Source organism: Variovorax sp. P4_B10 (assembly GCF_056402375.1).
In genome coordinates this window covers 1-18,450 of the sequence record NZ_JBFUHN010000032.1, presented here as the reverse complement: position 1 = coordinate 18,450, position 18,450 = coordinate 1, and the positions used below count along the sequence as shown (strand labels likewise).

The 18,450-nt window shown below is 68.0% G+C and carries 18 protein-coding genes; 13 read left to right on the top strand and 5 right to left on the bottom strand.

Going from position 1 to position 18,450, the window contains the following annotated elements:
- Window position 1: 1 nt before the first annotated feature.
- Entirely contained in the window at window positions 2-1,270 is a 1,269-nt protein-coding gene (gene egtB, locus AC1DXX_RS16475) for an ergothioneine biosynthesis protein EgtB (protein ID WP_478135275.1), read from the bottom strand.
- 158 nt (window positions 1,271-1,428) lie between these two features.
- On the opposite strand from egtB, the gene AC1DXX_RS16470 reads away from it, so the two are divergent.
- A complete protein-coding gene (locus tag AC1DXX_RS16470) occupies window positions 1,429-2,775 on the top strand; it encodes an NAD(P)/FAD-dependent oxidoreductase (protein WP_478135274.1) in 1,347 nt (448 codons plus the stop codon).
- Window position 2,776: 1 nt separating this feature from the next.
- Here the strand turns inward: AC1DXX_RS16470 and AC1DXX_RS16465 are convergent, their stop codons facing one another.
- The 3 genes from AC1DXX_RS16465 to AC1DXX_RS16455 all read right to left on the bottom strand — a co-directional run bounded on the left by AC1DXX_RS16465 (window position 2,777) and on the right by AC1DXX_RS16455 (window position 7,073).
- On the bottom strand, window positions 2,777-4,702 hold the full coding sequence (locus AC1DXX_RS16465; protein WP_478135273.1) for a PhoX family protein: 1,926 nt from the start codon (window positions 4,700-4,702) through the stop codon (window positions 2,777-2,779).
- Between the two features lie 78 nt (window positions 4,703-4,780).
- Window positions 4,781-5,299 (bottom strand): thermonuclease family protein, encoded by a 519-nt coding sequence (locus tag AC1DXX_RS16460; RefSeq protein ID WP_478135272.1) that lies wholly within the window; start codon window positions 5,297-5,299, stop codon window positions 4,781-4,783.
- 76 nt (window positions 5,300-5,375) lie between these two features.
- Window positions 5,376-7,073 carry a long-chain fatty acid--CoA ligase gene (locus AC1DXX_RS16455; protein ID WP_478135271.1) on the bottom strand — a complete coding sequence of 566 codons (1,698 nt, stop codon included), beginning with the start codon at window positions 7,071-7,073 and terminating at the stop codon, window positions 5,376-5,378.
- Window positions 7,074-7,305: 232 nt separating this feature from the next.
- On the opposite strand from AC1DXX_RS16455, the gene AC1DXX_RS16450 reads away from it, so the two are divergent.
- Together AC1DXX_RS16450 and AC1DXX_RS16445 are read left to right on the top strand one after the other, a co-directional pair.
- Window positions 7,306-7,746, top strand: a complete 441-nt coding sequence (locus AC1DXX_RS16450) for an OsmC family protein (RefSeq protein WP_478135270.1) — start codon at window positions 7,306-7,308, stop codon at window positions 7,744-7,746.
- A gap of 41 nt (window positions 7,747-7,787) precedes the next feature.
- Window positions 7,788-8,780, top strand: a complete 993-nt coding sequence (locus AC1DXX_RS16445; protein ID WP_478135269.1) for a Bug family tripartite tricarboxylate transporter substrate binding protein — start codon at window positions 7,788-7,790, stop codon at window positions 8,778-8,780.
- Between the two features lie 13 nt (window positions 8,781-8,793).
- Here AC1DXX_RS16445 and AC1DXX_RS16440 read toward each other — a convergent pair whose 3' ends face one another.
- Window positions 8,794-9,516 carry a Crp/Fnr family transcriptional regulator gene (locus AC1DXX_RS16440; protein WP_478135268.1) on the bottom strand — a complete coding sequence of 241 codons (723 nt, stop codon included), beginning with the start codon at window positions 9,514-9,516 and terminating at the stop codon, window positions 8,794-8,796.
- Between the two features lie 133 nt (window positions 9,517-9,649).
- Here AC1DXX_RS16440 and AC1DXX_RS16435 point away from each other — a divergent pair, with 133 nt between their 5' ends.
- The 10 genes from AC1DXX_RS16435 (at window position 9,650) to AC1DXX_RS16390 (ending at window position 18,259) form a co-directional block, all read left to right on the top strand.
- Entirely contained in the window at window positions 9,650-10,156 is a 507-nt protein-coding gene (locus AC1DXX_RS16435) for an ester cyclase (protein WP_478135267.1), read from the top strand.
- A complete protein-coding gene (locus AC1DXX_RS16430; RefSeq protein ID WP_478135266.1) occupies window positions 10,153-10,926 on the top strand; it encodes an SDR family NAD(P)-dependent oxidoreductase in 774 nt (257 codons plus the stop codon). The genes AC1DXX_RS16435 and AC1DXX_RS16430 overlap by 4 nt, the downstream gene beginning before the upstream one ends.
- Window positions 10,927-11,258: 332 nt before the next feature.
- On the top strand, window positions 11,259-12,371 hold the full coding sequence (locus AC1DXX_RS16425) for an MBL fold metallo-hydrolase (RefSeq protein WP_478135265.1): 1,113 nt from the start codon (window positions 11,259-11,261) through the stop codon (window positions 12,369-12,371).
- Window positions 12,368-13,708 (top strand): MFS transporter, encoded by a 1,341-nt coding sequence (locus tag AC1DXX_RS16420; RefSeq protein ID WP_478135264.1) that lies wholly within the window; start codon window positions 12,368-12,370, stop codon window positions 13,706-13,708. The genes AC1DXX_RS16425 and AC1DXX_RS16420 overlap by 4 nt, the downstream gene beginning before the upstream one ends.
- Before the next feature lie 104 nt (window positions 13,709-13,812).
- Window positions 13,813-14,592, top strand: coding sequence for a GntR family transcriptional regulator (locus AC1DXX_RS16415; protein ID WP_478135263.1), 780 nt, complete (start codon window positions 13,813-13,815; stop codon window positions 14,590-14,592).
- Entirely contained in the window at window positions 14,589-15,389 is an 801-nt protein-coding gene (locus tag AC1DXX_RS16410) for a transporter substrate-binding domain-containing protein (protein ID WP_478135262.1), read from the top strand. The genes AC1DXX_RS16415 and AC1DXX_RS16410 overlap by 4 nt, the downstream gene beginning before the upstream one ends.
- A gap of 31 nt (window positions 15,390-15,420) precedes the next feature.
- Window positions 15,421-16,077, top strand: coding sequence for an amino acid ABC transporter permease (locus AC1DXX_RS16405; protein ID WP_478135261.1), 657 nt, complete (start codon window positions 15,421-15,423; stop codon window positions 16,075-16,077).
- A gap of 18 nt (window positions 16,078-16,095) precedes the next feature.
- The gene (locus AC1DXX_RS16400; protein WP_478135260.1) at window positions 16,096-16,749 is read left to right on the top strand and encodes an amino acid ABC transporter permease; all 654 of its coding nucleotides are present in this window, start codon (window positions 16,096-16,098) and stop codon (window positions 16,747-16,749) included.
- The gene (locus AC1DXX_RS16395; RefSeq protein ID WP_478135259.1) at window positions 16,733-17,524 is read left to right on the top strand and encodes an amino acid ABC transporter ATP-binding protein; all 792 of its coding nucleotides are present in this window, start codon (window positions 16,733-16,735) and stop codon (window positions 17,522-17,524) included. The genes AC1DXX_RS16400 and AC1DXX_RS16395 overlap by 17 nt, the downstream gene beginning before the upstream one ends.
- 246 nt (window positions 17,525-17,770) lie before the next feature.
- Complete coding sequence (locus AC1DXX_RS16390; protein WP_478135258.1) at window positions 17,771-18,259, top strand: GNAT family N-acetyltransferase; 489 nt, start codon at window positions 17,771-17,773, stop codon at window positions 18,257-18,259.
- The last annotated feature ends 191 nt before the right edge of the window (window positions 18,260-18,450 follow it).

Sequence of the window (18,450 nt, the reverse complement as noted above, 5' to 3'; positions counted from 1 at the left end):
ATCAAAGGTCTTTCGCGAGCCGCAGCCCCGAGAACTGCCAGCGCGCTGCCGGCGGAAAGAAGTTGCGATAGCTGGGCCGCGTGTGCCCGGCCGGCGTGGCGACGCTGCCACCGCGCAACACCAGTTGCCCCACCATGAACTTGCCGTTGTATTCGGCCGCGATGCCGGGCATCGGCCGGAATCCGGGATACGGGTCGTAGGACGAACGCGTCCACTGCCAGACATGGCCGGTCATCTGCGCGATGCCGGGCGCGTCGAAGGCAGCTTCCCATTCGAACTCGGTCGGCAACCGCGCGCCGGCCCATTCGGCGTACGCGGCGGCTTCATAGAAACTCAGTTGCGACACCGGCGCATCGGCCTCCATCGGCCGCACGCCGTGCAGGCCGAACACCTGCCAGCCCGCATTGCCGCCGCCCTGCGGCTGTTGCGAGCCGAGGCCAAGGCGCGGATCGTCGGGCGCGAGCCAATACGCCGGATGACGCCAGCCCTGCGCCTGCACCGTGGCCCAGCCGTCGGACAGCCAGAGCTCGGGCCGCTGATAGCCGCCATCGGCGATGAACTGCGCAAAGTCGCCGCAGTTCACCAGCCGGTCGGCCATGGCATACGGCTGCAGCAAGGCCTTGTGGCGCGGCGTCTCGTTGTCGAAGCAAAAGTCCGGCCCCGCATGCCCCACCTCGACCATGCCCCCGGGCTGCGAGAGCCAGCGCGCCGCAGGCGGCACGGCGGCCAGCCGCAGCGCAGGCCCGTTCGCGGGCTTGTAGGCCGGCAGCATCGGGTTGCACGACAGGGCGTGCAGGATGTCGGTGAGCAGCAGCTCCTGGTGCTGCTGCTCGTGATGGAGCCCGAGCGTGACGATGGGCTCGACCGCAGCCCAGTCCTGCTCGCCGATACCGCCGTCGAGCAGCGCAAGCACCGCCTCGTCGACATGGCGGCGGTACGCATGCACCCCGTCCACCGACGGCCGCGTGAGCAGCCCCCGGTGCGGCCGCGGATGCCGCGGCCCGAGCGCCTCGTAGTACGAGTTGAAGAGGTAATGAAAGCGCGGATCGAACGGCTGGTAGCCCTCGGCATGCGGCTGCAGCAGCACGGTCTCGAAGAACCAGGTGGTGTGCGCGAGATGCCATTTGGTCGGGCTCGCGTCGGGCATCGACTGGATGCACTGGTCTTCGGCGGAAAGCGGAGCGGCAAGCGCCAGGCTCTGGGCGCGCACCTCGCGAAACCTGTCGCGCAGTGCGCTTGCCGCCTGTGTGATCGGCCGGGAAAGCGTCATGGGGTCTCCAGTCGGGTCAACTGCAAGTTTTAGCCCATCGGCATTGCCGCGGTGCGTAGGACAAGGCCCCGCGCCATCGCAGCCCGGACAATCGGCGGGGCAGCCACTGTGGCACAAGATGGCCGGACGTGCAGGACGGGCTGCGTATCATCCGTTCGATGCAAACGACCCACACTTCGGCCAGGCCCCATGTCGTCATCGTCGGCTGCGGATTCGGCGGACTCGAGGCGGCCCGCAAGCTGCAGGGCACCGACGTCGATGTCACGGTGATCGACAAGACCAACCACCACCTGTTCCAGCCCCTGCTCTACCAGGTGGCGACCGCCGGACTCGCCGCGCCGTCCATCGCGGCGCCGGTGCGCACGCTGTTCCGCAAGCAGCCGAACATCACGACGCTGCTCGGCGAAGTGAGCGCCATCGACTCCACCGGCCGCACGGTGCAGCTGGCCAACGGCAGCAGCGTGCCCTACGACCACCTGATCGTCGCCGCCGGTGCCACGCACAGCTATTTCGGGCACGACGAATGGGCGCCCAATGCCCCGGGCCTGAAGACGCTGGCCGATGCCTTCGAGATCCGCCGCCGCGTGCTGATGTCGTTCGAAACCGCCGAGACCACCACCGACCCGGAACGCCGCCGCGCCCTGCTCACCTTCGTGGTGATCGGCGCCGGCCCGACCGGTGTCGAGATGGCCGGCACGCTCGCAGAAATTGCCAAGCACACGCTCTCGGGCGAGTTCCGCCACATCGACCCCGGCAGCTCGCAGGTGCTGCTGGTCGAAGGCGGTCCGCGCGTGCTGCAGGCCATGCCCGAAAGCCTGAGCCAGAAGGCACTCGAGCAACTGGAAAGGCTGGGCGTCGAAGTGCGGCTGAATGCGCGCGTCACCGCCATCGACGGCACCGGGCTCGAAGTGCAGACGGGCGGCGGCGCCGATGGCGCTGCGGTCAACAGCTACCGAATCGATAGCAGCTGCGTGGTCTGGGCCGCCGGCGTCGCGGCCTCGCCGCTGGGCCGCATGCTCGGCAGCGCCACCGGCGTCGAATGCGACCGCGCAGGCCGCATCAAGGTCGAGCCCGACCTGAGCCTGGCCGGCCATCCCGAGATCAGCGTGGTGGGCGACCTCGCGGCCGCCATGAGCCATGCGCCCGGCAAGCCGCCGAAGCCGGTGCCCGGCGTGTCGCCCGGCGCCAAGCAGATGGGGCGTGCCGCCGCGGCCAACATCCTGCGCCGCGTCGCGGGCCAGCCGACCGTGCCCTTCCGCTATGCCGACTACGGCAACCTCGCCACCATCGGCCGCAACTCGGCGGTGGTGGACCTGGGCACGCCCTTGGGCCCGCTGCGTTTCAGCGGCCGGCTCGCGTGGCTGTTCTGGCTGTTCGCGCACGCATATTTCCTGATCGGCTTCCGCAACCGCATCGTCGTGATGATGGATTGGGCCGGCGCCTACTGGAGCTTCCAGCGCAATGCGCGCGTGGTGGCGGACGTGCAGGGCAAGAGCGAGTCGTAGATCAGGTCCCGATCACGCCGCCGTCGTTCTTCGTGATGACCACGGTCGCCGAGCGCGGACGGCCCGCGCCGTCGGGCCACTTCGACACCGCGAGCGGACGGTCCGGATCGCTGCGCTCGTTGGCCGGCTCGCCCGGATGCTGGATGTTGATGAAGAGCGTGCGCAGGTCCGGCGTGGCCGTCAGGCCCGTGATCTCGCAGCCGGCCGGGCCGAGCAGGAAGCGGCGGATCTCGCCCTTCGTCGGGTCGCAGGCCAGCATCTGGTTGTTGGGCAGGTTGGCGTACTCGCCCTTGCCGAGCGTGGAGGTCGACACGTCGGTCTCGATCCACAGCACGCCGCGCGCGTCGACCATCAGGCCGTCGGGGCTGCCGAAGGTGTCGCCCTTGATGTTGCCCTGCGCTTCGTAGCGCGTCTGCTTGGGATCGCCCGCGAGCACCAGGTGGTTCCACGCGAACTTGGTCGCATCGAGGTCGCCGCCTTCCTTCCAGCGGATGATCTGGCCCATCGTGTTGTTGGAGCGCGGATTGGCCGCATCCATGAAGGGCTGGCCCGGGGCGCCGCGGTTGCTGTTGTTGGTGAGCGTGCAGTAGACCTCCTTGGTCAGGGGGTCGACGGTGGTCCATTCGGGGCGGTCCATCTTGGTGGCGCCCAGGATGTCGCTGGCCTGGCGCGCCTTGACGAGCACGTCGCCCTGGCTCGCGAAGCCCTTGTCGGCAACCAGGCCGTTCTTGCCCTGGACGAGCGGCAGCCATTCGCCGGTGCCGTCCACGTCGAAGCGGCCCACGTAGAGCGTGCCGTGGTCGAGCAGTTCGCGGTTCGCGGCGGCGCCGCCCGGCTGCACCTTGTCGCGGCTCACGAACTTGTAGATGTATTCGAAGCGCGAGTCCTCGCCCATGTAGATCACCGCGCGCCCGTCGTTGGTGAGCGCGGTGGCGGCGCCTTCGTGCGCGGCGCGGCCGAGCGCGGTGCGCTTGCGCGGCGTCGAGGCCGGGTCCTGCGGATCGATCTCGACCACCCAGCCGTAGCGGTTCGATTCGTTCGGGTGCTTCGCCACGTCGAAGCGCTCTTCGTGCTCGTGCCAGCGGTACTTGGCGCCGTTACCCTTCTTGATGCCCCAGCGCTTCTGGTGCGCGTCCGGCGTGTCGGTGCCTTCGAAATAATCCGCGAAGTTTTCTTCGCAGGTCAGGTAGGTACCCCACGGCGTCTGGCCGTTCGAGCAGTTGTTGTAGGTGCCGAGCACCTGCGTACCCGTCGGATCGCCCGCGGTGCGCAGCATCGGGTGGCCTGCGGCGGGGCCGGTCAGCGTCATCGGCGTGAGCGCGGTGATGCGGCGCGCGAAACGCGAAGGCAGCACCTGCGACCACTTCGCGCCTTCGCGCTGCAGCTCGATCACCGACACGCCGTGCGCGTTCATCGACTTGCGCACCTTCTCAGGCGTCCAGGTCTTCATGCCGTCCGGATGCAACAGGCCGTCGTCCACGTATTCATGGTTCAGCACCAGCAGGCCACGGTTCGATCCGTCCATCGGGAAGAAGGCCATGCCGTCGTGGTGCATGCCGGCCTGCAGGGCCTGTTCGTCCGCGGTGTTGGAGCCGTCGGCCTTGAAGGCGGGCATGCGGCCCGCGATGCCGGTGGCGTCGCCCCAGCGGTAGATCACCTGCGTGCTGTAGCCCTCGGGCACGACGACCCGGTCGACCGCCGCCATGGGCACGCTCTTGAAGCCGATGGCCCGCCCCAGCGTGCGCACCGAACTGCCGGTGGTGGCGCAACCGGCCAGCGTGCCGGCCGCCAGGGGACCGAAAAGGCCCGCCACGGCCGCCGCCAGGCCGCCCCGCACGAACACCCGGCGCTTCGGGTCGGACACCTCGTGGATCGTGGGGTTGGTGGAGGGGTTGGAGTCCTCCATCTGCTCGAAATCTTTGGCCATCTTCTTGTCGTCTGGGGTTGCGAGAACCCGCGATGGTCTCGCGCCCGCATGAATCCCCCATGACAGCGGCCCGGAGGCTCAGAACAAGGCGTCGCTCCAGTGGTGCTCGCGCTGCTCTCGCCGCCAGTCCCAGGGCGGCGTCGGCTTCGAATCGGCCCACAACCCCAGGCCCTGCCTGCGCGCGGCATCCTGCAGCTTGAAGAGCCCACCGCCGCGCTTGGTCGCGACCTTGTTGTAGTCGTACACCCAGGCCCAGCCTTCGGACACCATGCGGCTGCCAGCATCCTGGCCGTTGCAGCTCACGTCGGCCACGGTGCGGCCGTAGCGGTCGGTGTCGCGCTCGGTGATGAGCGCCTTCTCGGCATAGCAGAGGCGGCTCAGCGCCTGCCTGCTGCGCTGGCCATACGGCTGCTTTCTTTCGGGCGCATCGATGGCGGCGATGCGCACTTTGACCTGTTCGTAGGCGCCGATGCGGCCGCAGCGCGCGGTGAGCGTGTCGCCGTCGCTGATGCCGACGATGAGGCAGGTGCGGGGAGCGGCCTGGGTCAGCAGGGGCAGAAGCGAAAGACAGATCGCGGAGAGAAAGCGCAAGCGCATGGGCGGAAAAACCGTGGCGGTCAAAAGCACGAATTCTCGGTGCGAAGTGCCCGGGCGCCGGGGCAGGAACCCGCTGTTACGCGGCCCCGTTCTCGTCTTCCTGCAGCAGCCGCCACATCACCTTGCCGCTGCCGCTCTTGGGCAGCGCATCGACGAACTGCACCGTGCGCGGAATCTTGTAGACCGCCATGTTCTCGCGGCACCAGTCGACGATCTGCTGCTCGGTGGTGTCCTTGTGCGTGGCGCGCAGCACCACCACGGCCTTGACCGATTCGCCGCGGTAGTCGTCCTTCGTCGAAATGACGCAGGCCTCCTGGATCGCGGGGTGGCGGAACATCAGCAGTTCCACCTCGGCCGGCCACACCTTGAAGCCGCTCGCATTGATCATGCGTTTGAGGCGGTCGGTCATGAAGAAATAGCCGTCCTCGTCCATGCGGCCCATGTCGCCCGAGCGGAAGAAGCGCTTGCCCTCGAACTCGACGAAGGCGGCTCTTGTGGCGTCGGGGCGCTTCCAGTAGCCCTGGAACACCTCGGGTCCGTGGATGATGATCTCGCCCGATTCGCCAATGGGCATTTCGGCCAGCGTGTCGGGGTCGACCACGCGCGCATCGGTGCTCATGAACGGGATGCCCAGGCATTGCTGCTTGGGATTGTCCGACGGGTTGGTGTGCGAGGGCGCGGCGGTCTCGGTGAGGCCGTAGCCCTCCTGGTACTTGAGGCCGTACTGCTCGAAGAGGCGCTGCGCCACCGCCTGCGGCATCGCGGCGCCGCCGCCGCCGATGTGGGTCATGCTCGACAGGTCGAAGCTCGCGAAGTTGGGGCTGGCCATGAGGTCGATGACCATGGTCGGGATGTTGGTCCAGCTCGTGACCTTCCAGCGCGAGATCAGCCGCCCGGCCACCTCGCGGTCCCAGCGCGGCATGATGACCAGCGTGGCCGCCGCGAGGATCGAGGTGTGCATCATGCTCACCACGCCGGTGATGTGGAACATCGGCACCACGGCCAGCACCACCGCCTCCGAGGTGGCCTGGCCCCAGAGCTGGCCCGACACGGCGTTGTGCATCAGGCTCGAATGGTGGTGCACGCAGCCCTTGGGCAGGCCGGTGGTGCCGCTGGTGTAGGGCAGCAGGGCCATGTCGTTGGCGCCCACCCCATGCGCGGGGGGCGGATGGCCGGCCTCGAGCGCATCGGTCCACGCCATCACCTTGCCATCGGCGAGCGCGGGCAGCGGGTGGCGCGTGGTGAGCCAGGCGTTCCAGGCCGGCGCGGGGGCGTCGTCGCCGGTGATGTCGGCGTCGAAGGCATCGGTGAACTGGGTCACGATCATGTGCGCGAGCCGCTGCTCGGGCGGCAGCGCATCGCTGGCCTTGGCCAGTTCGCCGGCAAGGTCGCCGGTGGTGATCGCCACCTTGGCGTCGGGGTCGACGATGTAGTGCTTGAGCTCCTCGGCCCGGTTCATCGGGTTGACGGGCACCACCACGGCATTGGCCCGCAGGATCGCGAAGTGCGCGATCACGAGTTGCGGGCAGTTCTGCATGTTCAGGACCACGCGGTCGCCGCGCTGCACGCCCAGCGCATGCAGCATGCCGGCCAGCCGCTCGACCTGGTCGGCCAGCTCGCGGTAGCTCACCACGCGGCCGAAGAACACGAGCGCGGCCTTGCCGGGGTAGCGCGCGGCGGAGGTGGCGAGGTTGTGCCAGAGCGAGGTGACGGGAACGGTGATCGAATGCGGGAGGCGTTTGGGCCAGAACTTGTAATGCGGGCGTTGTTGCATGGTGAGAACAGGCGGGGGAGGAGAGAAGAGGGGAAAAATGACGGCACGCCAGCCTAAGCCGCCCCGGCCGCCCCTCCCATCGGGGAAGCCCCCGGGGCGTCACATTGGTGACGCCCTTTTTTCTCACACAGGCGATCTCCCCCAACATGCGCCGTGCGACTACAGACACGGATGGCTTTCCGGGAGATACCTGTCGCTCCCCTCCACCCACCACCTGAATGAAGGAACTCCCATGCCAGCAGACAAGCACGCAAGCGTTCACTGGGAAGGCGCCGGCAAGACCGGCAAGGGCCAGGTCAGCACCGAGACCGGCGCCCTCAAGGCCTACCCCTACGGCTTCGCGAGCCGCTTCGAGGACGACAAGCGCGGCACCAACCCCGAGGAGATCGTCGGCGCGGCCCATGCGGCCTGCTTGACGATGGCCTTTGCCTTCGCTCTGGAGAAAGAGGGCTTCACCGCCACCCGCATAGACACCAAGGCCGCGGTGCGCCTGGCCAAGGATGGCGAAGGCTTCAAGATCGACCGCATCGCGCTGGAGCTCGACGCCGCCGTGCCGAACCTCGACGAAGCCAAGTTCCACCAGATCGCGGCCGCCGCCAAGGCCGGATGCCCATTGTCGAAGGCGCTGGCCAGCGTGCCGGAGATCACGCTGAAGGCCACGCTGGCCGGCTGAGCGCTGCTTATGATCGTCTTCACTACAAGAGGAGACGATCCATGGCCCACCGCCACCCGGTCCGCGCCGCCATCGCGGCGGCTTTTTCAATCGCGTCGTTCGCATCGTTCGGCATCGGCGGCCCTGCACAGGCCGCCTACCCCGACAAGCCGATCAAGGTCGTCATCGGCTTCCCGGCCGGCGGCCCGCTCGACCAGCACGCGCGCCTTCTCACCGACAAGCTGCAGGCCGTGCTCGGCCAACCGCTGATCGTCGACTACAAGCCCGGTGCGGGCGGCTCGGTGGGCGCCGACTTCGTCGCCAAGAGCCCGGCCGACGGCTACACCCTGATGCTGGCCAACACCGGCGTGGCCGTGATCAACGGCGCACTCTACAGCAAGCTGCCCTACGACACGCAGCGCGACTTCGTGCCCATCGCACGCACCGCCATGCAGCCGCTGGCCCTGCTGGTCACGCCCAAGCTGCCAGTGCAGAACCTGAAGCAGTTCATCGATTACGCCAAGGCGCGGCCCGGCCAGGTCAACTACGGCTCGGCCGGCAACGGCGGCATCAGCCACCTCGTGCCCGAGATGTTCAAGACCGCGACCGGCATCTTCATGGTGCACATCCCCTACCGCGGCAGCGCACCGGCATTTACCGACCTGATGGGCGGGCAGGTGCAGTTCATGGCCGAGTCGATTCCGCAGGCCGCCAACTACCACAAGCAGGGCAAGGTGCGCGCCCTGGCCGTGACCAGCCGCGAGCGCAACCCCGCCCTGCCCGACGTGCCGACGGTCATCGAGTCGGGCGTCAAGGGCTTCGAGGTGGTGGGGTTCTACGGTTTCCTCGCACCGAAGGACACGCCGAAAGACGTGGTCGCCAGGCTGAGCGATGCGTTCAAACAGGTGCTGACCAGCCCCGAGGTGCGCGAGCGCATGGTGAGCCAGGGCGCGGACCCGGCCTACCTGGGCAGCGAGGACTTCGCGCGCTTCCTGGCGACGGAGACGCCGCGCTGGGAGAAGGCGGTGAAGGCTTCGGGCGCCCGGATGGACTGATCACCGCCCGCGGTCATCTTGGCGTGGCCGCGTGCCGCTCCAGCTGCCCGCGGTCGAGCAGCTCGATGCTGCGGTAGCGCACGCGCAGCGTGCCGTCCTCCTCCCACAGCTTCAGTTGCCGGTTCACGCTCTGGCGCGACACGCCGAGCATGAAGGACAGGTCTTCCTGCGACACGCCCAGCAGCGTGCCGCCGCTGCCGTCCGCGGCGCCGGTGGCCCGCGCGTCCAGCGTCAGCAGCTGGTGCGCGAGCCGCACGGGCAGCGGCATCAGGATCACGTCGTCGATCCAGGCCAGCGCCTGGCGCAGCCGCAGGCAGACCAGTCGCGTGAAGGCCATGTGCACGTCGGGGTGCTCGGCCACGAGCCGGTGGAAATCCGCCGCCGCGACCACGGCCATCTCGGTGACGTCGACCGCGCAGGTGTCGTAGACGCGCTCGCGCCCGACCAGCAGCGACACCTCGCCGAACCAATGGCCCGGTTCGAGCATCGCGATCACCGCTTCGCGCCCGCCCGGCGCGACCACGCTCACCCGCAGCGATCCGCTGACCACGCCGAACAGCGCATCGGGCGACGAGCCTTTGTGGAACAGCGATTCGCCGCGCGCCAGCGTGCGCCGGTGGGCCACCGCGAGCAGCCGCTGCTGCACGTCGTCGGCGAGGCGCATATCGCTGCCCTGCGGCGGTGACGGCGCCGCATCGGCTGCGGCAGGGCTGGGTCGGTGGGGCGTGCGTGGCATCGCGGGTTTGTCCGGGGTGGCGAATGCCAACACCGGACAGTCTTGGTGCAAGGGGGTGCCGATAGTACGCAGGCAGCCCGGGCCGGCGCATTCGCAGCAACCCGATGTCCCCTGTCACATGGAGCACACCCCGATGAAAGACCAGACCGAACTTCAAGCCCGCCGCGAGCGCCTCGTGCTCGACCATTTCGCCGACGAGACGCGGCAGGACTTCGACGCGGTGCTCGGCACCTTCCCGCACCCGCACTACGAGCTGATCCCGAGCGGCGAGGTGCACGACGGCATCGCCGACGTGCGCCAGTACTACGCCGACACGCGCCGCGCCTTCCCCGACCAGCGCCACGAGATCATCCAGCTGCGGCATGCCGAGGACTCGGTGATCGTCGAGTTCTGGCTGCTCGGCACGCACCGTGGCCCGCTCAAGGGCTTGCCGCCAACGGGCAACAGCTTCCGCTGCCGGATGAACGCTTTCTTTATCTTCGAGGGCGACCGGCTGGTCTGCGAGCGCGTCTACTTCGACACGCTGACGATGCTGCGGCAGCTACTGGCCGGCGTGCCCGCGGAAGCGGTCGGCGCGCTGGTCAGCGGGCTCCTCGGCCAGCCGGCCGCGGCACCCAGGCCCGAGGCCGCCGTCGCATGACCACTGTGCACGGCCGGCCGCTCGAAGGGCGCCATGCGATCGTCACGGGCGGCGCCCGCGGCATCGGCTTGGCCATCGCGCGGCGCTACCTGGCGGACGGCGCAAGCGTCGCGCTGTGGGACGTGGAGGCAGCGGCGCTGGCGGATGCGGTGCGGCAGCTCGCGCCGCTCGGCACGGCGATCTCCGCGCTTGTCGACGTGCGCGACGAAGACCAGGTTGCGCGCGCGGCCTCAGAGGCGCAGGAGACCTTCGGCCGCATCGACATCCTCGTCAACAACGCGGGCGTGCTGGGCCCGACGGTGTCGTCCTGGGAACACACGCCCGCGCAATGGCGCCAGGTGCTCGACATCAACCTGACGGGCGCGTGGCTGTGCTGTCGCGCCGTCGTGCCGGTGATGCAGGCGCAGCAGCGCGGCCGCATCGTCAACATCGCCTCGGTCGCGGGCAAGGAGGGCAACGGCTTCAACGCCGCGTACTCGGCCTCCAAGGCGGGGTTGATCGCGCTGACCAAGTCGCTCGGCAAGGAGCTGGCGTTGGCGGGCGTGCTGGTGAACTGCATCACGCCGTCGGCGGCCGACACTGCGGTGTTCGCGGGCGTGCCGGCCGAGCACCGCGAACAACTGCGCAGCGTGCTGCTCTCGCGCGTGCCGATGGGGCGCTTCGTCGAGGTCGACGAAGTGGCTGCCATGGCTGCGTGGCTGGTGTCGGAAGACTGCTCATTCAGCACCGGTGCAGTGTTCGACATATCGGGCGGGCGCTCTATGTACTGAGTTGCGCTCGTTTCTTGTTTTTGTTCAGGGCGCGTGCACAGGACACCGGGTACTCCCCTCCGCGAATGTCCCCCGCTTCGCTCCTCCTTTATTTCGCTGCGGGGAGCACCCGGTGCCCTGCGCACGATAAGCGCAGCGCTTGTGCGAGCCGATCAACCAGTGCTCTGAGCGATCACGCCGATGGTGTGCTCTGCGCAGCGAAATAAAGGAGGAGGCCTGCGGCCCTAGGCCGCGCCGGGGGACATTCGCGGAGCAGAGCACACCGTCGGCGGGATCGCGCCCCGAACAACGCAACGAATCGAAAAGCAAGCTTTCATTCCAAGGAGACGATCATGATCCGAGACCCCGAGCCAACCGGCTTCGCACAACTCGCAGAGTTCGACGGCACACGCGATGCACCCGTGCCGCAAGACCGCCTGCGCGCCATCCGCCACGGCGCCGAGCGACTGCGTGAACGCCTCCTCGACGCGCCGCCGGTGCGCTTCGCGCGCAGCTTCAACCTGCTGCGCATTCCATACCCCGCGTGGTTCGCCTTCACCGGCGTGTATTCGCAGCAGTTGCTCAAGCCGCACATGGTCCACCTGCTGGCGCGCACCGTGCTGATCCAGTACGAGGACTTCGAAGGGCGCCTGCGCACGCTGCTCTTTACGCCGGCCGACTTCGAGGCGGGCAACGAGACGCCCTACTTCAAGCGCCTGAGCGATCAGACGCCGAAATTCCTGCACAAGGCCATCGCGCCGGTCTACCAGACCGTGCTTCAGGCGCTGGCCGGCTGCGGCGTGGCGCCCGAGCAGATCGACTACATCACCTACGACCACCTGCACACGCAGGACGTGCGCCGCTGGCTCGGCAATGCAGAGGCACCGGGGCTGCTGCCGAACGCCAAGCTGCTGGTGCATCGCCAGGAGCTCGCGAGCGTGCGCGGCCTGCTTCCGGTGCAGGCCGAGTGGTACTGCCCGCACGGCCTCGACGGCGTGCCGGCGGAACGCATCGCCGCCTTCGATGGCAGCATCCAGCTGGGCCGCGGGCTCGCGCTGGTCCACACGCCGGGGCACACCGAAGGCAACCATTCGCTGGTCTACCGCACCGCCGACGGCCTGCGCGTGAGCAGCGAGAACGGCGTGGCGGCCGACAGCTGGGCGCCGCTGCAGTCGCGCCACAACGGCATCCGCCGCTATGCGCAGGCGACGGGCGCGGAAGTGATCCTCAACGGCAACACGCAGGAGGGCAGCAACGACCAGTACCTGTCGATGGTGCTGGAGAAGACCCTGGCCGGCACCTCGTCCTCGCACGGCTTCAGCAACGTCGTGCCGTCGGCGGAATGCTCGCCGCACTGGCTGTTTCCGGGGGCCCCCAGAAGCCACCTGTGGGGCGAGACGAGCTTCGGGACACCGGTGCGGGCCCGACGGGCCGGCGCACGAACGACAAAAGGAGACACCCCATGAACACCGCCACCCTCGATGCAACGGACGCACGCACGCCGGCCTCCGCCGATGCCAGTGCACGCGACGACGCCGCCCTGTTCCGCAAGATCACCTGGCGCCTGATGCCGCTGCTGTGCGCCTGCTACGTGCTGAACTACCTCGACCGCACCAACGTCGGCTACGCGCAGCTGCAGATGAAGGACCAGCTGGGCTTCAGCGACGCGGTGTTCGGCCTCGGCGCGGGCATCTTCTTCATCGGCTACGCGGTGTTCGAGATTCCGAGCAACCTGATGCTCGCGAAGATCGGCGTGCGCGCGACGCTGCTGCGCATCATGGGCCTGTGGGGGCTCGCGTCGGCGGCGATGATGTTCGCCGCCACGCCCACGCAGTTCTACGTGCTGCGCTTCCTGATCGGCGTGTTCGAGGCCGGCTTTGCGCCGGGCGTGCTGTTCTACCTGACGCTCTGGTTCCCGTCGCACCACCGCGCGCAGGCCACTGCGCTGTTCTTCATGGCCTTCGGTGCGGCGCCCATCGTCGCGGGGCCGATCGCCGGGCTCACGATGACCTACCTCGACGGCGTGCTGGCGCTGCGCGGCTGGCAGTGGCTGTTCCTGCTCGAAGGCCTGCCGAGCGTGCTGCTCGGCGTTGCGGCCTTCCGCTGCCTGTCGAACAGCCCGGCGCAGGCGCCGTGGCTCACGGCCCCGGAGAAGCAGCGCGTGGCGCGCTTGCTGGCCGAGGACCAGGCCGTGCACGGTGCCGCCGGGCGCCATACCTTCGGCGCGGCGATGCGCGACGGGCGGGTGTGGCTGATCGGCTTCATGTCCTTCCTGATCATCCTCGGCATCTATGCGATATCCTTCTGGCAGCCCACGATCCTGAAGTCGATGGGGCTCAGCGTGCTGCAGATCGGCTTCTATTCGGTCATTCCCGCGGTCGCCGGCATCGCGGCGAACATCGTGGTCGGGCGGCACTCCGACCGGCACAAGGAACGCCGCTGGCACTTCGCGCTGGGCGCGCTCGCGGGCGCGGCCGGCCTGGCACTGACCACGCTCTTCATGCACAGCCCCTTCGCCGCCGTGCTGTGCCTGGCGCTGGCATCGATGGGCATCTCCAGCGCCTTCACCGTGCTCTGGGCTATTCCCGGCAGCTTCATGTCGAAGAGCGGCGCGGCCGCCGGCATCGCGCTCATCAGCACCATCGGCGGCAGCGCCGGGCTGGTCGCACCGATGATGGTCGGCGCCCTCAAGACCCTGACGGGCGGTTTCACGGCCAGCCTCTACGTCCTGAGCGGAGCGCTGGTGCTGTCGGCACTGCTCATGCTGCTGACCCTGCCGGCCAGCGCGCTGGGGCGGCGTTGAGGGGTTGGGGCACCTGAATGGACTGAATCCGGCGCCCGCTTGACCCATTTCGGTGCACATCGCTTGCATACCAGTTGGCACAGAAGCTGCTGGTATGCAGGCCTATGGCCATTTCCGCATCCGAAATCAGTGCACGCATCGTCGAGGCGGTGATGGCGCAGAAGCTCGCGCCGGGTTCGCGCCTGGGCGAGCAGCAGCTCGCCATGCTGTTCGACTGCAGCCGCACCATCGTGCGGGAGGCGCTCACCCGGCTGGCCGCGCGCGGCATCGTCACCGTGAGCGCGCGCCGCGGCTGGTTCGTGATCGAACCCTCCCAGGACGAGGCCCGCGAAGCCTTCGAGGCGCGCCGCGTCATCGAGCTCGGCCTCATCCGCAGCACGGGCAGCACCGGCAAGATCGACAAGGTCGCCCTGCGCCAGCTGAAGGCGCACCTTCAGCGTGAAAAAGCCGCACTGAAAGAGAGCGACGTCGGCAACCGCAGCTTCCTGCTCGGCGACTTTCACGTGTGCCTGGCCGAATGCCTGGGCAACACGCTGCTGGCCGACACGCTGCGCGACTTCACGGCGCGCACCACGCTGATCGCCATGCTCTACCAAAGCACGCACGACGCGGTGCAGTCGTGCGAAGACCACGTGCAGATCGTCGCGGCGCTCGAGCGTGGCGACCACACGGCCGCCGAGACACTGATGGCCGAACACATCGGCACGGTGCAGTCGGCGCTGCGCGTGCAGGCGCCCACCGACCCGCTCGCGCAGCTGCGCGACGCCCTCGCGCCGCTGCAGAACACGCACACCACCGCGCCCGGCAAGCCCAAGCGCCGCAAGGCCGCCGCGTCCGCCACCGACGACACCGATTCATCGACTTACCTAGGAGCCTTGCTATGACCTTCTCTTCGTCCAAACGCCACCTTACGCTCGCGCTCGCTTCCGTCGCCATGCTGGCCGCAACCGGCGCCGCCCAGGCCCAGAACGCACTCGACAACGTGCTCAAGGCCAAGACCGTCAAGATCGCCGTGCCGACCGACTACCCGCCCTACGGCTCGGTCGACAAGAACATGAAGCCCCAAGGCCTGGACATCGAGATGGCCGAACTGATCGCCGCCAAGCTCGGCGTCAAGGTCGAGCTGGTCCCCGTGACCAGCGCCAACCGCATCCCCTACCTGCAGACCCGGAAGGCCGACCTCGTGATCTCCACGCTCGGCAAGAACGCCGAGCGCGAGAAGGTGATCGATTTCTCCTCGGCCTATGCGCCCTTCTTCCAGGCCGTGTACGCGGCCAAGAGCATGAAGCTCACCAGCTTTGCCGACATGGCCGGCAAGACCGTCGCTGTGACACGCGGCGCGATGGAAGACCAGGAACTGAACAAGGTGGCGCCGCCGAATGTCGACTACCGCCGCTTCGAGGACAACAACGCAACGATCGCGGCCTTCGTGGCCGGCCAGACGCAAACCATCGCCACCAGCGCGGCGGTCGCCGGCGACATGCTCGCCAAGAATCCGAAGGTGAGCGCCGAGTTCAAGCTGCTGCTGAAGGACAGCCCCTGCTTCATCGGCGTCGCAAAGGGCGAAACCGCATTGAAGACCAAGGTCAACGAGATCATCGCAGCGGCCAAGAAGGACGGCACGCTCGACGCAATGTCGAAGAAGTGGCTCGGCAAGGCCGCCGGCGACCTGCCCGTCTGATCCGCGTCGAACCTCGAACAAAGGCGCCGCCATGGAATTCGACTTCGGTGCAGTTCTTGTCGACTGGCGGCTGCTCGCCAAGGGCGTTGCCTGGACGATCGGCCTGACAGCCATCGCCACGGTCATCGGCATGGCCGTGGGCGTGGCCTGCGCCTGGGCGCGCGCCAACGGGCCGCCGTGGCTTCGCTGGGTCGCCGGCAGCTATGTGGAACTGATCCGCAACACGCCCTTCATCGTGCAGCTCTTCTTCATCTTCTTCGGGTTGCCCGCGGCGGGCGTCAAGCTCACGCCGGAGACGGCATCGATCATCGCGATGGTGATGAACCTCGGGGCCTACGCCACGGAAATCATCCGCGCCGGCATCGAGGCCACGCCCAAGGGGCAGATCGAGGCGGCCGTGAGCCTGGCGCTCAACAAGGTGCAGGTGTTCACCCGCGTGGTGCTGCCGCCCGCGCTCAAGAAGGTGTGGCCCGCCATGGTGAGTCAGATCATCATCGTGATGCTGGGCTCCGCGGTGTGCGGCCAGATCTCCACCGAGGAGCTGAGCTATGCGGCCAACCTGATCCAGAGCCGCAACTTCCGCGCCTTCGAAGCCTTCATCATCGCCACGCTGATCTACCTGGCGCTGGCGGTTGCGCTGCGGCGGCTGCTCAATTGGGCCGGGCCGAAGTTCTTCTTCGGCCGCTGAACGCAGGAACCCGTCGCCATGACCGACTTTTCTCTCTGGGACATCCTGCGCAACCTGCTGATGGCGCTGCGCTGGACTGTCGTGCTCTCGTTCATCGCCTTCGTCGGCGGCGGCATCGTGGGAGGGCTGCTGCTGTTCCTTCGGCTGCGCGGCGGCATGTTCGCGAACAAGGCCGTCGGCCTCTATGTGCAGCTCTTCCAGGGCACGCCGCTGCTGATGCAGCTGTTTCTCGCCTACTTCGGCATTGCGCTGTTCGGCGTCGACGTGTCGGCCTGGACCGCAGCCAGCGTGGCGCTCACGCTCTACACCAGCGCCTTTCTCACCGAGATCTGGCGCGGCTGCGTGGCCTCGATTCCGAAGGGCCAGTGGGAAGCCTCGGGCAGCCTGGCCCTGAGCTTCGGCGAGCAGATGCGCCATGTGATCCTGCCGCAGGCCGTGAAGATCGCCATTGCACCGACGGTCGGCTTCCTGGTGCAGGTGATCAAGGGCACGGCGCTGGCCTCGGTGATCGGCTTTGTCGAGCTCACCAAGGCCGGCAGCATGATTTCGAACGCCACCTTCAAGCCCTTCGTGGTGTTCAGCTGCGTGGCGCTGCTTTACTTCGTGCTGTGCTTCCCCGTGAGCCTGTACGCCAAGAACCTCGAGAGGAAGACCCATGGCCGCCGTGCTTGACAAACAACCCCGACCGCCGGTGGACTCCGCCACGTTCGCCGCGCCCATCGTGCGCATCACCGCGCTGCGCAAGTCCTACGGCACCAACGAGGTGCTGAAGGGCATCGACCTCGACGTGAAGCGCGGCGAGGTGATCGCTATCATCGGCAAGAGCGGCTCGGGCAAGAGCACGCTGCTGCGCTGCATCAACGGGCTCGAGGTGTTCCAGGAAGGCTCGCTCACCGTCGACGGCAAGCCGCTGCTGCACGAGAGCGCCATGGCCATGCGCGAGCTGCGCCAGCGCGTGGGCATGATCTTCCAGAGCTTCAACCTGTTTCCGCACCTTACGGTCGGCAAGAACGTGATGCTGGCGCCCACGCTGGTGAAGAAGCGCTCGTCGATGGAAACCGCCTCGCAGGCGCGCAAGCTGCTCGAACGCGTCGGCCTGGCCGAGAAGTTCGACGCCATGCCCGATCAGCTCTCGGGCGGGCAGCAGCAGCGCGTGGCCATTGCCCGCGCACTGGCGATGGAGCCGGCCGTGCTGCTGTGCGACGAGATCACCTCGGCGCTCGACCCCGAGCTGGTGGGCGAGGTGCTGCGCGTGGTGGAATCGCTGGCCGACGAAGGCATAACGCTGCTGATGGTGACGCACGAGATGAGCTTCGCGCGCAAGGTCAGCGACCGCGTGATCTTCATGCACCAGGGCCGCGTGCACGAGATGGGGCCGCCGGCGGAGCTGTTCGGCAATCCGCAGACGCCGGAGCTGAAGCAGTTTCTGTCGTCGCTGCACGATTGAGAGCCTGTCTCTGTTTGGGGCCACGCAGCAGCCTGTTGAGTTGCGCGGCGTGGTGCGGGGCGCTGTTGTTCAGGGCGCGTGCACAGGCCACCGGGTACTCCCCTCCGCGAATGTCCCCCGCTTCGCTCCTCCTTTATTTCGCTGCGGGGAGCACCCGGTGCCCTGTGCACGAGGGCACGCTGCCGGTTTGCGGCCGATCAACCAGTGCTCTGAAGGCTTCGCGGTCGGCTATCCTCGGCCACCGCGATGCACATCGAACAAGCCCTCCCCAATGAGGCGGCCACCGTCGCCGCCGTCCTGACCGAAGCGGCCCAATGGCTGGCCGCCGATGGCCGGCCGCTGTGGTCAGCCTCCGACGTTGGCCTTGAACGCGTGCAGCGCGACACCGATGCCGGGCGTTACTTCATCGCGCGGAAGAGCGGCGAAGTGGCCGGCGTGATGCGGCTCGACCTGGAAGACCCGTACTTCTGGCCCGAGATCGAGAGCGGCAGCTCGGCGTTCGTGCACAAGCTGGCGGTACGTCGGCGTTGGGCCGGGCACGGCGTGTCGACGGCGCTGCTGGACTTTGCGCGCGAACGCGCCCGGAGCCTGGGCCGCCGGCATCTGCGGCTCGACTGCGTGGCGGACAGGGCGCCGCTGCGCTCGCTCTATGAACGCTTCGGGTTCTCGCTGCACAGCGAGATTCGAAAAGGCGCCTCGTCCTTTGCCCGCTACGAACTCCTCTTGGGCAACTAGGGCCTGTTCATCCTATGCAAGGGGTCGCGAAGCTCGCCACAGCCCGCCCATCAAGGCGCGTGACGCCGTGCGTGCGTCCGCACGCACAAGGAGCGCAACGCCGAGGGGCGGGCTGTGGCGAGCTTCCCTTCGGGTTGCTTCGCAAAGGGGCCGTCTGCGGCGTTGCCCGCGCTTGCAAGGCACCAGCCTTG

Coding starts and splice junctions, on each gene's coding strand:
- AC1DXX_RS16440 (WP_478135268.1), bottom strand. CDS start 9,516: ATGCCACGCACGCCCCACCGACCCAGCCCTGCCGCAGCCGATGCGGCG.
- egtB (WP_478135275.1), bottom strand. CDS start 1,270: ATGACGCTTTCCCGGCCGATCACACAGGCGGCAAGCGCACTGCGCGAC.
- AC1DXX_RS16455 (WP_478135271.1), bottom strand. CDS start 7,073: ATGCAACAACGCCCGCATTACAAGTTCTGGCCCAAACGCCTCCCGCAT.
- AC1DXX_RS16390 (WP_478135258.1), top strand. CDS start 17,771: ATGCACATCGAACAAGCCCTCCCCAATGAGGCGGCCACCGTCGCCGCC.
- AC1DXX_RS16430 (WP_478135266.1), top strand. CDS start 10,153: ATGACCACTGTGCACGGCCGGCCGCTCGAAGGGCGCCATGCGATCGTC.
- AC1DXX_RS16405 (WP_478135261.1), top strand. CDS start 15,421: ATGGAATTCGACTTCGGTGCAGTTCTTGTCGACTGGCGGCTGCTCGCC.
- AC1DXX_RS16450 (WP_478135270.1), top strand. CDS start 7,306: ATGCCAGCAGACAAGCACGCAAGCGTTCACTGGGAAGGCGCCGGCAAG.
- AC1DXX_RS16395 (WP_478135259.1), top strand. CDS start 16,733: ATGGCCGCCGTGCTTGACAAACAACCCCGACCGCCGGTGGACTCCGCC.
- AC1DXX_RS16445 (WP_478135269.1), top strand. CDS start 7,788: ATGGCCCACCGCCACCCGGTCCGCGCCGCCATCGCGGCGGCTTTTTCA.
- AC1DXX_RS16435 (WP_478135267.1), top strand. CDS start 9,650: ATGAAAGACCAGACCGAACTTCAAGCCCGCCGCGAGCGCCTCGTGCTC.
- AC1DXX_RS16425 (WP_478135265.1), top strand. CDS start 11,259: ATGATCCGAGACCCCGAGCCAACCGGCTTCGCACAACTCGCAGAGTTC.
- AC1DXX_RS16415 (WP_478135263.1), top strand. CDS start 13,813: ATGGCCATTTCCGCATCCGAAATCAGTGCACGCATCGTCGAGGCGGTG.
- AC1DXX_RS16420 (WP_478135264.1), top strand. CDS start 12,368: ATGAACACCGCCACCCTCGATGCAACGGACGCACGCACGCCGGCCTCC.
- AC1DXX_RS16400 (WP_478135260.1), top strand. CDS start 16,096: ATGACCGACTTTTCTCTCTGGGACATCCTGCGCAACCTGCTGATGGCG.
- AC1DXX_RS16465 (WP_478135273.1), bottom strand. CDS start 4,702: ATGGCCAAAGATTTCGAGCAGATGGAGGACTCCAACCCCTCCACCAAC.
- AC1DXX_RS16460 (WP_478135272.1), bottom strand. CDS start 5,299: ATGCGCTTGCGCTTTCTCTCCGCGATCTGTCTTTCGCTTCTGCCCCTG.
- AC1DXX_RS16410 (WP_478135262.1), top strand. CDS start 14,589: ATGACCTTCTCTTCGTCCAAACGCCACCTTACGCTCGCGCTCGCTTCC.
- AC1DXX_RS16470 (WP_478135274.1), top strand. CDS start 1,429: ATGCAAACGACCCACACTTCGGCCAGGCCCCATGTCGTCATCGTCGGC.